Annotated in this window: 14 protein-coding genes; 10 read left to right on the forward strand and 4 right to left on the reverse strand. The window is 75.3% G+C overall.

Annotation, left to right across the window (positions count from 1 at the left end):
* Nucleotides 1-195: 195 nt before the first annotated feature.
* Nucleotides 196-1,077, reverse strand: coding sequence for a DUF3027 domain-containing protein (locus ACFCLZ_RS17425; RefSeq protein ID WP_380285819.1), 882 nt, complete (start codon nucleotides 1,075-1,077; stop codon nucleotides 196-198).
* Nucleotides 1,078-1,727: 650 nt separating this feature from the next.
* Here ACFCLZ_RS17425 and ACFCLZ_RS17430 point away from each other — a divergent pair.
* The 4 genes from ACFCLZ_RS17430 to ACFCLZ_RS17445 all read left to right on the forward strand — a co-directional run bounded on the left by ACFCLZ_RS17430 (nucleotide 1,728) and on the right by ACFCLZ_RS17445 (nucleotide 5,268).
* Nucleotides 1,728-3,050 carry an MFS transporter gene (locus tag ACFCLZ_RS17430; protein WP_380286200.1) on the forward strand — a complete coding sequence of 441 codons (1,323 nt, stop codon included), beginning with the start codon at nucleotides 1,728-1,730 and terminating at the stop codon, nucleotides 3,048-3,050.
* A 77-nt stretch (nucleotides 3,051-3,127) separates the two neighbouring features.
* Nucleotides 3,128-3,661, forward strand: a complete 534-nt coding sequence (locus ACFCLZ_RS17435; protein WP_380285820.1) for a hypothetical protein — start codon at nucleotides 3,128-3,130, stop codon at nucleotides 3,659-3,661.
* A gap of 10 nt (nucleotides 3,662-3,671) precedes the next feature.
* A complete protein-coding gene (locus tag ACFCLZ_RS17440; RefSeq protein ID WP_380285821.1) occupies nucleotides 3,672-4,430 on the forward strand; it encodes a futalosine hydrolase in 759 nt (252 codons plus the stop codon).
* Complete coding sequence (locus ACFCLZ_RS17445) at nucleotides 4,423-5,268, forward strand: 1,4-dihydroxy-6-naphthoate synthase (protein WP_380285822.1); 846 nt, start codon at nucleotides 4,423-4,425, stop codon at nucleotides 5,266-5,268. The genes ACFCLZ_RS17440 and ACFCLZ_RS17445 overlap by 8 nt, the downstream gene beginning before the upstream one ends.
* 18 nt (nucleotides 5,269-5,286) lie before the next feature.
* Here ACFCLZ_RS17445 and ACFCLZ_RS17450 read toward each other — a convergent pair whose 3' ends face one another.
* Nucleotides 5,287-5,670 (reverse strand): cold-shock protein, encoded by a 384-nt coding sequence (locus ACFCLZ_RS17450; protein WP_030393600.1) that lies wholly within the window; start codon nucleotides 5,668-5,670, stop codon nucleotides 5,287-5,289.
* 359 nt (nucleotides 5,671-6,029) lie between these two features.
* On the opposite strand from ACFCLZ_RS17450, the gene ACFCLZ_RS17455 reads away from it, so the two are divergent.
* Both ACFCLZ_RS17455 and ACFCLZ_RS17460 read left to right on the forward strand, forming a co-directional pair.
* Nucleotides 6,030-6,167, forward strand: a complete 138-nt coding sequence (locus tag ACFCLZ_RS17455; RefSeq protein WP_380285823.1) for a hypothetical protein — start codon at nucleotides 6,030-6,032, stop codon at nucleotides 6,165-6,167.
* Nucleotides 6,164-6,400 (forward strand): hypothetical protein, encoded by a 237-nt coding sequence (locus ACFCLZ_RS17460; protein WP_380285824.1) that lies wholly within the window; start codon nucleotides 6,164-6,166, stop codon nucleotides 6,398-6,400. Before ACFCLZ_RS17455 ends, ACFCLZ_RS17460 begins: the two co-directional genes overlap by 4 nt.
* On the opposite strand, the gene ACFCLZ_RS17465 is transcribed toward ACFCLZ_RS17460, so the two are convergent.
* Nucleotides 6,397-7,053: an HAD family hydrolase gene (locus tag ACFCLZ_RS17465; protein ID WP_380285825.1), complete on the reverse strand. Its 657-nt coding sequence runs from the start codon at nucleotides 7,051-7,053 to the stop codon at nucleotides 6,397-6,399. The two genes, ACFCLZ_RS17460 and ACFCLZ_RS17465, sit on opposite strands and share 4 nt — an antisense overlap.
* A 144-nt stretch (nucleotides 7,054-7,197) precedes the next feature.
* On the opposite strand from ACFCLZ_RS17465, the gene ACFCLZ_RS17470 reads away from it, so the two are divergent.
* The 4 genes from ACFCLZ_RS17470 (at nucleotide 7,198) to ACFCLZ_RS17485 (ending at nucleotide 11,256) form a co-directional block, all read left to right on the forward strand.
* Nucleotides 7,198-8,226, forward strand: coding sequence for a FecCD family ABC transporter permease (locus ACFCLZ_RS17470; protein WP_380285826.1), 1,029 nt, complete (start codon nucleotides 7,198-7,200; stop codon nucleotides 8,224-8,226).
* Nucleotides 8,223-9,284 carry a FecCD family ABC transporter permease gene (locus ACFCLZ_RS17475; RefSeq protein WP_380285827.1) on the forward strand — a complete coding sequence of 354 codons (1,062 nt, stop codon included), beginning with the start codon at nucleotides 8,223-8,225 and terminating at the stop codon, nucleotides 9,282-9,284. The genes ACFCLZ_RS17470 and ACFCLZ_RS17475 overlap by 4 nt, the downstream gene beginning before the upstream one ends.
* Before the next feature lie 3 nt (nucleotides 9,285-9,287).
* Nucleotides 9,288-10,190 carry an ABC transporter ATP-binding protein gene (locus ACFCLZ_RS17480; RefSeq protein WP_380285828.1) on the forward strand — a complete coding sequence of 301 codons (903 nt, stop codon included), beginning with the start codon at nucleotides 9,288-9,290 and terminating at the stop codon, nucleotides 10,188-10,190.
* Between the two features lie 82 nt (nucleotides 10,191-10,272).
* Complete coding sequence (locus ACFCLZ_RS17485) at nucleotides 10,273-11,256, forward strand: ABC transporter substrate-binding protein (RefSeq protein ID WP_380285829.1); 984 nt, start codon at nucleotides 10,273-10,275, stop codon at nucleotides 11,254-11,256.
* Nucleotides 11,257-11,289: 33 nt separating this feature from the next.
* Here the strand turns inward: ACFCLZ_RS17485 and ACFCLZ_RS17490 are convergent, their stop codons facing one another.
* Complete coding sequence (locus ACFCLZ_RS17490; protein WP_380285830.1) at nucleotides 11,290-12,834, reverse strand: protein kinase; 1,545 nt, start codon at nucleotides 12,832-12,834, stop codon at nucleotides 11,290-11,292.
* Between the last annotated feature and the right edge of the window lie 6 nt (nucleotides 12,835-12,840).

The following is a 12,840-nucleotide window of genomic DNA, read 5'->3' on the forward strand; positions in this document are numbered from 1 at the left end:
CTGCCGCCTTCCGCCGCCCTGTTGTGCCCTACGAGGGGCATTCTTCCTTGCCGGAAGGACTGCCCCGGACACGCCCCCGGCGGCGGCACGCCCCGGGCGGGCGGAAACGCGGACGGGGACGCGGGCGGGGACGCGGACGGGGACGACGGCGGCCCGCCCCACCAGGTGGGACGGGCCGCCGGGCGACGCCAGGGCTCAGGAGTGTCCAAGCTCCTCGGTGGGCGCGTCCGGCTCCACCGAGCCGGAGAGCCGGTCCGGGTGCAGCGGCAGCGGCTCGACCACCAGCTCGTCCAGGATCAGCTCGGCGGGCGCCGGCGGCGCCGGGATGACGGCCGCCTCGGAGTGCCCGCCGCAGCCGTACGCGAAGGAGACGATCTGGCCGTCGGCCGGGCCGAACTCGTTGCCGCAGATGCCGAAGGCCTGGCCGAGCGTGCCGCCGATCGGAATCAGGAAGCCGCAGCTGACGCAGGAGGCCGGGGCGGACTGCGCCATCGGCGTCTGCGGGCCGTGCGCCTTCTCCCAGCGGTCGGCGGCCAGGTGCATGCCGAGCCGGGAGAGCACCCGGCTGCGGCCCAGGCCCAGCTCGTCGGCGACGGCGCCGATCTGGGCGCGCACCGGCGCCGGCTGGATGTCCGGGTCCGAGACCAGCACGTCCTCCTGCGCGGCCTGGGCCACCGCGGAGTTCGGCGCGGGCTCGTCCTCGCCGGTCCAGCCCGGCTCCAGACGCGCGTCGTCGGCGTCGGTGGGGAGCAGGTCCCCGGGGCCCATGTCGCCCGGGCGCAGTCGCTCGCTCCACGGCACCCACTGCGGGGCGAGGATCGCGTCGGCGCCGGGCAGCAGCACGACCTCGTCCAGCGTCACGTTCTTCGCGCGCGGGGCGCGGGCCACGGTGACGGCCCAGTGCCAGCCGCGGTAGGCCGCGTCCAGGCACTCGAAGGTGTGCGTCACCACACGGTCGGCCTCGGCCTGGACACCCAGGTGCGCTCCGACTGTCTCGGCGCCGACAGCGTCCTCGGCGGCCTGGCGGGCGAGTTCGACGGCCTCGGCACAGAGCCGATCAGGGGTACGGCTTCGCATCGCAGCACTCACGGCGTCGATTCTCTCCCAGTTCTTCTGTCGCCCACGGCGAGTTGCCTGTTCCGTCGCGGCTCGGGTTCCCTCGTCCATTCTGCGCGACCACGGGCCGCCGCGGATACCGGCCGCGCCGCTCGTCAGGTCCGCCGGCGTCGGGCGGGGCGTCGGGCGGACCCTGGGCAGGCTACCCGTCGGTCGGCCACCCGGCACAGTCCGGGGCGTCCGGAGTGGCTCCGGGACGTCCCGAACGGGAACGCCGGACGTCGGCCGCGCGGCGCGGAGCGGAATCCCGCGTTGTCGTCCCGATTCTGGGGCAGGATGGGCTTGTGGCGGACGAGAACCCGTCGCAGCATGCACTGCACGCCTCGCAGACCGGCAGCCCCGACGAGGCGAACGCCGTGCCGCGACAGCAGCCTCCGGTCCACGCCGCGGACGAACCGCGGTCGCTGGGCCCCTCGTCATTGCCCGTCGGCGAGGCCCCGGAAACGCTCGGAACGATCGACGCGGCCGAAACCGATGAAACCGCCGAGGACCCCGAGGACGCCGCACGGCTCGACGGGGAGGAGGACGAGCCGCGCCGGCACTTCCTGGTCCGCACCGCCTCCGCGGCCGGCTCCCGCACCGGCAAGGTGGTGCACGGCACCGGCCGCCGGATCCGCCGGGCCACCGCCGCCGAGGGCGCCGGCGAATCGGGCCTGGCCAAGCTCATCGAGCTGCACGCGCTGAACGCCTTCGGCGACATGCTGATCACCGTGGCGCTGGCCTCCACGATCTTCTTCTCGGTGCCCACCGGCGAGGCCCGCGGCCGGGTGTCGCTCTACCTGCTGGTCACCATGGCGCCGTTCGCCCTGCTGGCCCCGGTGATCGGCCCGCTGCTGGACCGCCTGCCGCACGGCCGCCGGGCCGCGATGGCGGTCTCGATGCTGGCCCGCGCGGTGCTCGCCTGGACGATGGCCGGCGTGGTGGCCGGCGGCGGGCTCGCGCTCTACCCGGAGGCACTCGGCGTGCTGGTCGCCTCCAAGGCCTACGGGGTGGTCCGCAGCGTCGTGGTGCCCCGGCTGCTGCCCAGCCGGCTCTCCCTGGTGAAGGCGAACTCCCGGGTCACCCTGGCCGGACTGCTGGCCACCATGGTCGCGGCCGGCGTCGGCGGACTGCTCCACCTCATCGGGCCGGGCTGGCCGCTGCGCGGCGCCTTCCTGGTGTTCGTGGCGGGCACCCTGATGGCCTTCCACCTGCCGCACGAGGTGGACTCCGCCAAGGGCGAGCAGCGCGCCGTGCTGCACGCCGAGGAGCACCCGCCGGGCCACCACGGTGTGCTGCACGGCCGCGGCGCCGCCGAGTCCGCCGGGCCGGCGCCCGCCGGGCAGCGGCCCAGGGCCTCGCTGCGCACCGTCGGCCCGTCGGTGATCCTGGCGCTGCGCGCGATGGCGGCGATGCGCTGGCTGGTCGGCTTCCTGGTGCTGTTCCTGGCGTTCCTGCTCCGCGACGAGCCGGTCGGCGGCCTGCGGCCGACCCTCGCGCTCGGCCTGGTGGCGCTGGCCGCCGGGACCGGCAACGCGCTCGGCTCGGTGCTCGGCTCCTGGCTGCGCCCGCGCGGCCCGGAGCTGACGGTCACCGCGATGCTGCTGCTGGCCGGATGCGCGACGGCCGCCGCCGCGCTCTGGTACGGCACGGTGACGGTGGTGGCGGTCGCCGGGACGGCCGGGCTGGCGGCCTCGCTGGGCAAGCTGTCGCTGGACGCGCTGATCCAGCGGGACGTCCCCGAGTCGGTGCGCACCTCCGCCTTCGCCCGCTCGGAGACGGCGCTCCAGCTGTCCTGGGTGGCGGGCGGCGCGGTCGGCATCCTGCTGCCGCTGAACGGCACGCTGGGCCTGTCGGTGGCCGCCGCCGTGCTCGGCGCGGTGCTGCTCTGGACGCTCCACTCCCTGCTGCGGGTGGGGGTGCGCCACCGCGCGGCCGCGCCCCGGGTCGCCTAGGGCGTCCTGCCCGCAACGGGCAACACGTTGCCGACCCCCGCGTAGCGTGATCGCGAAAGCCCGGTAGCCTCTGACGCATGAGCCTCAGCACCCGCGCACTCGCCGGCCTCGGCGCCGTCGTCGTCATCGCCGCCGGCACGGTCGGCGGGTCCATCGCCTACGCGTCGAACCAGCACGAGATCAGCGACCACCGGGCCACCCTGGTGGTGGGCAACTCCTCGCAGGTCCACGACCCGTTCTGCTTCAACGAGGGCAAGCCGCTGACCGAGCAGCAGCAGGAGGAGTGCCAGGACAAGGCCGGCAAGGCCCTGGAGGACGGCACCCTCCCCTCGTCCGACGTGACCGTCGGCGACCGGATCGGCGTCGGCGTCAGCCCGGACGTGGCGGACCGCGGCTGGTGGGCCAACACCAACGGCGGCCAGCAGGGCCAGGGCGGCCGGTTCATCCTGGCCTCGGCGGCGCGCAACGCCACCTTCTCCGGCTCGGTTCCGGCCAGCAAGGCGCTCAACGCCTCCGGCAAGACCCTGGTCACCGTGGTCGAGACCGACCCGAAGGCGCCGGACTCGATCTACGCGGTGTGGTACTTCCAGCTGAACACCCAGGACAGCTGACGGTCGTCCGGTGACGGTACGACTCCCCGACGAGCAGTCGGACCCCGCGCGGGCCCGGCTGCTCGTCGTCGTCGCGGTGCCGGCCGAGGCCGATGCCGTGCTGCGCGGCCTGGGCGCCGGTCCGCGGACGCCCCCGGGGCGGGTGGCGCTGCCGGGGGGCGCGCTGGACCGGGTCGCGCACCCCTCGGGCGTGACGGTGGACGTGCTGGCCGGCGGGGTCGGCCCGGGCGCCGCGGCGGCCGCCGCCGCCACCGCGCTCACCGCCGCCCGGTACGACCTGGCGCTCTCGGCCGGGATCGCCGGCGGCTTCGCCCCCCGGGCGCCGATCGGCGCGACCGTGGTCGCCACCGGGATCGTCGCCGCCGATCTGGGCGCCGAGACCCCCGAGGGCTTCGCCGACGTCACCGAGCTGGGCTTCGGAACCGTCCGGCACACCCCGGCGCCGACCGCCGTGGCCCTGGCCGCCGAGGCCCTGGGCGCGGTCGCCGCAACGGTGCTCACCGTCTCGACGGTGACCGGCAGCGCCGCTCGCGCCGCCGCCCTGACCGCCCGCCACCCCGACGCGGCGGCCGAGGCGATGGAGGGCTTCGGGGTCGCCGAGGCCGCCGCCCGGCACGGCGTGCCGTCGTTCGAACTGCGGACCGTCTCCAACGCCGTGGGCCCGCGCGACCGGTCCGCCTGGCGGATCGGCGAGGCACTGGCCGCGCTGGAGCGCGCCTTCGCCCTCCTGCCCCACCCCGCGCTAGTGAAGGAGGCCGGCCGTGGCTGAACGGCTGAGCATCGCGTACTCGCCCTGCCCGAACGACACCTTCGTCTTCCACGCCTGGTCGCACGGCCTGGTCCCGGGCGCGGACGCCCCCGAGGTCACCTTCGCCGACATCGACGTCACCAACGGCCTGGCGGAGCGCGGCGAGCTGGACGTCCTCAAGGTCAGCTACGCCGCCCTGCCGTGGGTGCTGGACACGTACACCCTGCTGCCCTGCGGCGGCGCGCTCGGCCGCGGCTGCGGACCGCTGGTGCTGACCCGCCCGGAGAACGGCGACGACCTGAGCGGCAGGACCGTGGCCGTCCCCTCCGAGCGGTCCACCGCCTACCTGCTGTTCCGGCTCTGGGCGGCGCGGGCGGTGCCCGGCGGCCTGGGCGAGATCGTGGTGCTGCCGTTCCACGAGATCATGCCCGCCGTCCGGGACGGCCGGGTGGACGCCGGCCTGGTCATCCACGAGGCCCGGTTCACCTACCGGAACTACGGCCTGCGCTGCCTCGCCGACATGGGCGAGGCCTGGGAGCGGGAGACCGGCCTGCCGATCCCGCTGGGCGCGATCATCGCCCGGCGTTCCCTGGGCGCGGAGCGGCTGCGGGAGCTCACCGAGGCGATCCGCGGCTCCGTCCGGCAGGCCTGGGACGACCCAGAGGCCAGTCGCCGGTACGTGCTGGAGCACGCCCAGGAGATGGACCCGGACGTCGCGGACCAGCACATCGCCCTGTACGTGAACGAGTTCACCGCGGACCTCGGCGAGGAGGGGCGCGCGGCCGTGCGCGCGCTGCTCACCCGGGCCGCCGCGGAGGGGCTGGTGCCGCCGCTCGGCCCGGGTGCGCTGGACTTCTGAGCCCCGCCGCGAAGGCCCCTACACGTCGAACTGCTCGGCCACCGCGCGCAGCAGCACGGCGAGCTTCTGCCCGGCCGGCTTGGCCGGGTAGCGGCCGTGCTGCAGCCCCGGAAGCACGGCGTCCATCATGGTGATGAGGTCCTGGACGAGCGCCGCCATGTCGTCCGGGCTCTTGCGCTGGGCGGCGGCCACCGACGGCAGCGCCTCCAGCAGCTGGACCTGCATCGCCTGGTCGCCGCGGTGTCCGGCGACCACGCCGAACTCGACCCGCTGGCCCGGCTTCAGCGACGTGATCCCGGCGGGCAGCGCCTTGGTGTGGACGAAGACGTCGCCGCCGTCGTCGCGCGACAGGAAGCCGAAGCCCTTCGTCTCGTTGAACCACTTGACCTGGCCGGTGGGCATCTCGAACAGTCCTCGATGTGGGTGTGAGGGATCCCGGCCCTGGCCGGGGATCACTGGGTGGTGGGAGAGCGGGCCGGCCCGGGGGGACACGCCCGCAGGGCGCGCACGGTCAGCACGCTGTAAGGAGCAGACTAACGGTCCGTCACTGTCTCATCCGCGTTCCGCACAAGATCCGTACGGAGCTCCGACGGCCGACGGCGACCCGGGACCGGCATGGCCGGGGCGCGGCTCGGCGCTGTCCACAGGCACGCACCCCCGGTCGGAGAGAAACGGGGCGCACTGATCGCACCCCTCGGCACAGCCTGCATACCCCTGCCCAGCAGGGATCAAAACTCCCAGCGCCCGGAAAACTGCGCAACGTGACCGGGCCGCTCGTCCGCGAAGCGCTCGCCGGCACCCCCGCGCGGCACCGCGCGGGCACGGCCGTCGGCGCCCTCTGCGAGACTGGGACGGCGGCCGAACCCGCCGTCCCGGCCACAGAGGAGCAAGCCCCGTGAGCAGCCAGAGCGCCGACCGCGGCGACGTCTACGTCAAGGCCGGAGCGATCGTCTTCGGGCTCGGCGCGCTCGCCACGCTCGTCACCTTCGTCCCGCTGTTCCTGCACCTGACGCCGCTGCCCACGGCGGCGTACTGGCTGAGCATGCTGATGCCGCTGGGCTTCCTGCTCGCCCTCACCGGCCTGCTGCTCTCCGCCCGGGCCCAGCGCCGCCGGACCCGCGCCGGCGCCTAGCCGAACGCCTGGCCGAACGCCTGGGCGCCCGCGGCGAGGTGCCCGGCCAGCCAGGCCGGGAAGGCGGTGAGGTCGGGCAGCACCACGTCCGCGCCCGCCGCCCGCAGTTCCTCGGCGCCGTACGGGCCGGTGGCCACCGCCACCGCGACGGCGTCCGCGCGCCGGGCGCCCCGGATGTCGCCGAGGTGGTCGCCGACGTAGACGGTGGCGCCGTACTCGCGCAGCGCGTCGCCCTTGGTCTCCGCCCAGAGGTCGCCGGCCACCGCGTCCGCCCGCAGGCCCGCGTGCTCCAGGTGGAGCCGGGCGTTCGGCTCGTACTTGCCGGTGACCACCGCGACCCGGCCGCCGTGCGCGCGGACCGCGTCCAGGGCGGCGTGCGCGCCGGGCAGCGGAAGGGTCGGCGCGAAGGCGTGGTCCCGGTACAGGGTGCGGTAGCGGTGCACGACCGCCTCCAGCCGCTCCTCCGGGAACCAGTTGCGCAGCTCGTCGAGGAGCGGCGGCCCGAGGCGGGTCACCACCAGGTCGGCGTCGATGGCGGTCCCGGTCTCGGCCGACAGCGCCAGGTAGGTGGCCCGGATGCCGGGCCGGGTGTCCAGCAGCGTCATGTCGAGGTCGAAGCCGACGGTGAGCGGGGCGTCCGAGGTCGCAGGCATGCCGCCAGGCTATCCAACGGGCCCGGCCGGCCCGAAGAAACGATTCACCGGCCTTCTCGGCCTTCTCGGCCTTCCCGAAGGAACGATTTGCCCCGGCTTCGACGTGGAACTTAGGTTTGCCTGAGCTATCTGCGAGAGAGAGCCATGACCGACACCACCGCGCCCGGCAGAGCCCGCCTGCTGCGCCGCCGCATCCTGTGGCTCGCCGCCGCGCTGGCCGTGCTGGCCGCCGCGGTACTGCTGAGCCTGGCAGTCGGCAGCCGGAACATCCCGTTCGGCGACACCGTCGACGCCCTGCTGCACGGCGGGGACTCCACCAACGCCGTCGTGATCCGCGAGCTGCGGGTGCCCCGCACGGTCGTCGGTCTCGCGGTCGGCGCGGCGCTCGGCCTGGCCGGCACCGTCATGCAGGGCATCACCCGCAACCCGATCGCCGACCCCGGCATCCTCGGCGTCAGCCAGGGCGCGGCGGCCGGCGTGGTGCTGGCGATCTCCGCGTTCGGGATCTCCACCCTCACCGGGTACGTCTGGTTCGGCTTCGCCGGCGCCGTGATCGCCACCGTGGTGGTGTACGGGCTGGCCGGACGCGGCCGGGGCGGGGCGACGCCGGTTAAGCTGGCGCTGGCCGGCTCGGCGGTGTCCGCGTTCATCGCCTCGCTCAACACCCTGGTGCTCACCACCGACGCGGCCGCCATGGACCAGTTCCGGTTCTGGCACGTCGGCTCGCTCTCCGGCCGCACCGCGGACGTCGCCTGGCAGCTGCTGCCGTTCCTGGCCATCGGCACGGTGCTGGTGTTCGCGGTGGCGCGCGGACTGGACGCGCTGGCGCTCGGCGACGACACCGCCAAGGGGCTCGGCGCGAAGACCGGGCTGGTGCGGGCCGTCGGCGCGCTCGGCGCCACCGTGCTGACCGGCTCGGCGGTCGCGGCGGCCGGACCGGTCGCCTTCGTCGGCCTCGCCGTGCCGCACGCCGCCCGCGCGGTGGCCGGCGCCGACCACCGCTGGGTGCTCGCGCTCTCCGCCGTGCTCGGCCCGGCGCTGCTGCTGCTCGCCGACACCCTCGGCCGGGTGCTGTTCCCGCCCTCCGAGGTGCCGGCCGGGGTGATGACCGCACTGGTCGGTGTGCCGGTGCTGGTCGCCCTGGTGCGGCGGCGGAAGGTGGTGGCGGCGTGACGACCCCGACGGCCCCGACGGTCCCGCTGCGCGGCTACACCGTGCTGCGCGCCCGGGGCGCCTCCTTCCTGCTGCACCGGCGCTCGGCCTACGCGGCGCTCGGCCTGCTGGTGGCGCTGGCCGCCACCGTCGTCGCCTCGCTCTGCCTGGGCGAGTCCACCGTGGCGCCCGGCGAGGTGCTGAAGGTGGTGTTCGGGCAGCCGAGCCCGCACGAGCTGGTGGTCGGCGAGTTCCGGCTGCCCCGGGTGGTGGTCGGCCTGCTGGTGGGCACCGCGCTCGGACTGGCCGGGGCACTGATCCAGACCGTCGCCCGCAATCCGCTGGCCAGCCCGGACGTGGTCGGCGTCTCCTGGGGCGCCACCGCCACCGTGGTCGGCCTGCTGGCCTACGGCGTGGTCGGCTCCACCGGCCAGGTGCCGTTCGCGGCCGTCGCGGGAGGGCTGGCGGCGGGCCTGCTGGTCTATCTGCTGGCCTGGCGGCGCGGGCTGCACGCCCAGCGCTTCGTGCTGATCGGCATCGGCATCTCGGTCGCGCTCTCCTCGCTCACCTCGGTGTTCCTCACCAAGGGCGACGGCTTCCAGGCGCAGGCCGCCAAGGTGTGGATGACCGGCAGCCTGAACGGCTCCGGCTACGACCAGGCCGGCTGGCTCGCCTGGGTGCTGCTGGCCGCCGTGCCGTGCGCGCTGTGGGCGGCCCGGGCGCAGCGCTCGATCTCCTTCGACGACGCCACCGCCGTCGGTCTCGGGCTGCGGCTGAACCGGATCCGGCTGGGCATGGCGCTGCTCGGCGTCGTGCTCGCCTCCTGCGCGGCGGGCGCGGCCGGGCCGGTGGACTTCGTCGCGCTGATGGCCCCGCAGATCGCCGTACGGCTGGCCCGCTCGGCGCAGATCCCGCTGCTGGGCTCGGCGCTCACCGGCGCGCTGGTCGTCGTGCTGGCCGACCTGCTGGCCCGCCGGCTGCTGGCGCCCACCGAGCTGCCGGTCGGTGTGGTGACCGGGCTGGTCGGCGCGCCGTACCTGATGTGGCTGCTGATCCGCTCCCGCCGTGGAGGTGCCTGAGTCGTGGAGGTCCCGATGCCCGCCGACGCCGAGTCCGTCGACACCGAGCCCGTCGATGCCGGGTCCCTCGACGCCGGGTCCCTCGACACCGCCGACCGGGTCTCCGCCCACCGGCTGGAGGCTCGGGACCTGACCCTCGCCTACGAGGCCCGCACCGTCGCCGAGAAGCTCTCGCTGCGGATCCCGGACGGCAGGGTCACGGTGATCGTCGGGCCGAACGCCTGCGGCAAGTCCACCCTGCTGCGCGCGCTGGGCCGGCTGCTGAAGCCGGTCCGCGGCGCGGTGCTGCTGGACGGCGAGGAGCTGGCGCGCGTCCCCACCAAGCAGATCGCCCGGCGGATCGGGCTGCTGCCGCAGTCGCCGAGCGCCCCCGAGGGCATCGCGGTGGCCGACCTGGTGGCGCGCGGCCGCCAACCGCACCAGAGCTGGTGGCAGCAGTGGTCGGCGGAGGACGAGACGGCGGTCGCGGAGGCGCTGGAGCGCACCTCGACGGCCGAGCTGGCCGAGCGCGGTGTGGACGAGCTGTCCGGCGGTCAGCGGCAGCGGGTCTGGATCGCGATGGCGCTCGCCCAGGGCACCGACATCCTGCTGCTCGACGAGCCGACCACCTTCCTGGACATCGCGCACCAGGTGGAGGTGCTGGACCTGGTGCGCCGGCTGAACGTGGAGCGCGGGCGGACCGTCGTCGCGGTGCTGCACGACCTCAACCAGGCGGCCCGGTACGCGGACCACCTGGTGGCGATGCGGGAGGGGCGGATCGTCGCGCAGGGCCCGCCGGCCGAGGTGGTGACGGCGGAGCTGGTGCGGGAGGTGTTCGGGCTGGAGTCGGTGGTGGTGCCGGATCCGGTGACCGGGACGCCGCTGGTGGTGCCGGGCGCGCCGTGGGCGGCCACGACGGACGCATAGCGACGTTTTATGCGCCGATTACACACCAATTCGGACATAATCGACGGACTGCGCTCACGTTCCCCCGCCGTCCGAGGTGCCGATGCCCCCGCTCACCCGCCGCTCCCTGCTGACCGCGTTCGGCGGGCTCGGCGGCGCCGCGCTCACCGGCTGCACCACCCGTCGCGCCGCGTCCTCGCCGGCCGGCCCCACGGCCGCGGGGACGCCCTCCCCCACCCCGCTGCCGGAGGTCACCGTGGCCACCGCCACCGGCCCGGTCACCGTGCCCGGCGCGCCGATGCGGGTGGTCGCCCTGGACACCGCCGAACTGGACTCCGCGCTCACCCTCGGCATCACCCCGGTCGGCGCGGCCCGGCCCGCGGCGGACCGCTCCTTCCCCGACTACTGGCCCGCCTCCCGGCTCGACCGGACCGCCTACGTCGGCCCCGTCGGCGACCCGGACCTCGCCGCGGTCCGCGCCCTGCGGCCCGACCTCATCCTGTCCAACCAGAGCCGCGACGGCGACCGCTACGACGAGCTGCGGGCGATCGCCCCGACCGTCCTCACCCAGACCACCGGCGCGCCCTGGAAGGCCAACGTCCAGACCCACGCCCAGGCACTGAGCCGCCAGGACGCGGCGGCGGCGTTCGCGGCCTCCTACCAGCGGCACGTCAGCCAGGTGGTGACCGCGCTGGCGAACGCCAGGGCGGGCGGGCGGAAGGTGAGCCTGCTCCGCTTCGTCGAGGGCGGCGGCATCCGGCAGTACGGCCGGCAGACCTTCCCGGGCTCCGTGCTCACCGACGCCGGCCTCGGCCGGCCGGACGCCCAGAACACCGACCAGGCCGACCAGGAGCTCCCACCCGACCAGCTCGCGAAGGCCGACGGCGACCTGCTCCTCTACGCCGGCTACGGCGACCCGGGCCGCAACGGCCTCACCGCCACCCTGGCGAGCCCCGCCTGGCAGTCCCTGGAGGCCGTCAAGGCGCACCGCGCCTTCCCGGTCGACGACCAGCTGTGGTTCCAGGGCATCGGCTACACCGGCGCCAACTACGTCCTCCAGCAGCTCCAGCGCTTCCTCGGCGCCTGACCCTCCGTACTCCTCCGCACTCCTCCGTACTCCTCAGTCCTCCTCGTCGGCGACGGCGTTGAGGGAGGTGATCAGGGAGGAGAGGCGGGAGTTCCAGTTCTGGTACGTCGGGCCGTCGACGGCGTGCTTCTTGGCGAGGTCGCGCACCGTCCGCTGGGCGCTCTTCAAGGTGGCGGCGGCGTCGTCGGGCCGGCCCTCGTTGAGGCGGGCGGTGGCCTCGTCCAGGGTGCGCAGCAGGTCGATCTGGCGGCCGCGGTCCTTCTCCACCTGGGTCTGCGCGATGCTCTGCCGCAGGGCGTTGATCTGGACCAGCGGGGCCGGGTTGTGCGGGGCCGGGGTGGTGGCGGGGGCCGTCGGTGTCGGGCGGGCGGACTGGGTGGTGGCGCTCGGGGTGGGCGTCGGGGTCGGGGCGGGCGTGGACGCCGGGGCGGCGGGAGCGGTCGCGGTGGGGCGGACGGACGGCGCGGCGGCGGGGGTGGCCGGGTCGTCGAAGGCGGTGAGCGCGAGCACCGCGGCGCCGGCCACACCGGCCAGGCCGAGGGCGCCGAGCACGATCGGCTTGCGACGGCTCTCGCGCTCGGGCTCCGGCATCGGCAGCGGGGCCGCCGGGATCGGCGCCATCACCGACGTGGGGGCGGGGGGCGGCGCCGCCTGGGGCGGCAGGAGGGTGGTGTGCTGCTGGTCCGGCAGGCCGGCGGTGGGGTAGGCGGGCGGCAGCGGGGCGGCGGCGAGCAGTTCACCGGTCGGGTCGGCGGGCACCAGCCCCGGTACGCAGGCCAGCAGTTCGGCCCGCGCCGCGACGGCGTCCGCCGGGCGGTCGGCCGGGTGCTTGGCGAGCAGGCGCAGCACCGCCGCGTCGAGCGCGGGCGGCAGGCCGGGACGCCGGGCGGAGGGCGGCAGCGGCAGCTCGCCGACGTGCTTGTAGGCGATCGCCACCGGTGTCTCGGCGGTGAACGGCGGCGCACCGGTGAGCATTTCGGTCAGCACGCAGCCGACCGCGTACAGGTCGGTACGGCCGTCCAGCGGGCTCGCGGTGGCCTGCTCGGGCGACAGGTACGCGGCGGTGCCGAGCACCGAGGCGGTCTGGGTGAGGTTGTGCGAGGAGCCTGCCCGGGCGATACCGAAGTCGACGACCTTCACCCCGCCGTCGTCGGTGATCATGATGTTGCCGGGTTTGATGTCCCGGTGCACCAGGCCCGCCGCGTGCGCGTGCGCCAGCCCCTCGCAGACCGCGGCCGCGATCCCGACCGCCTGCTCGACCGGCAGGCCCGGCCGCTGGACCAGCAGCGCGGCCAGCGAGCGGCCCTGCACCAGCTCCATCACGATGTACGGCGAGCCCTGGTCCACCCCGGAGTCGAAGACCATGACGATCCTCGGGTGGACCAGCATCGCGGCGTGCTGCGCCTCGCGGCCGAAGCGCTCGGCGAACCGCGGGTCGTCGGCGAGGCCCCCGTTGAGGACCTTCACGGCCACCTGGCGTCCCAGCACGTGGTCCACCCCGCGCCAGACCGTGGCCATGCCGCCGACACCGAGTATCTCGACGAGTTCGTAGCGCCCGTTCAGCGCGCGTCCGATCACCTGGAA

Source organism: Kitasatospora purpeofusca, from assembly GCF_042691725.1.
Lineage (GTDB): Bacteria > Actinomycetota > Actinomycetes > Streptomycetales > Streptomycetaceae > Kitasatospora > Kitasatospora purpeofusca_B.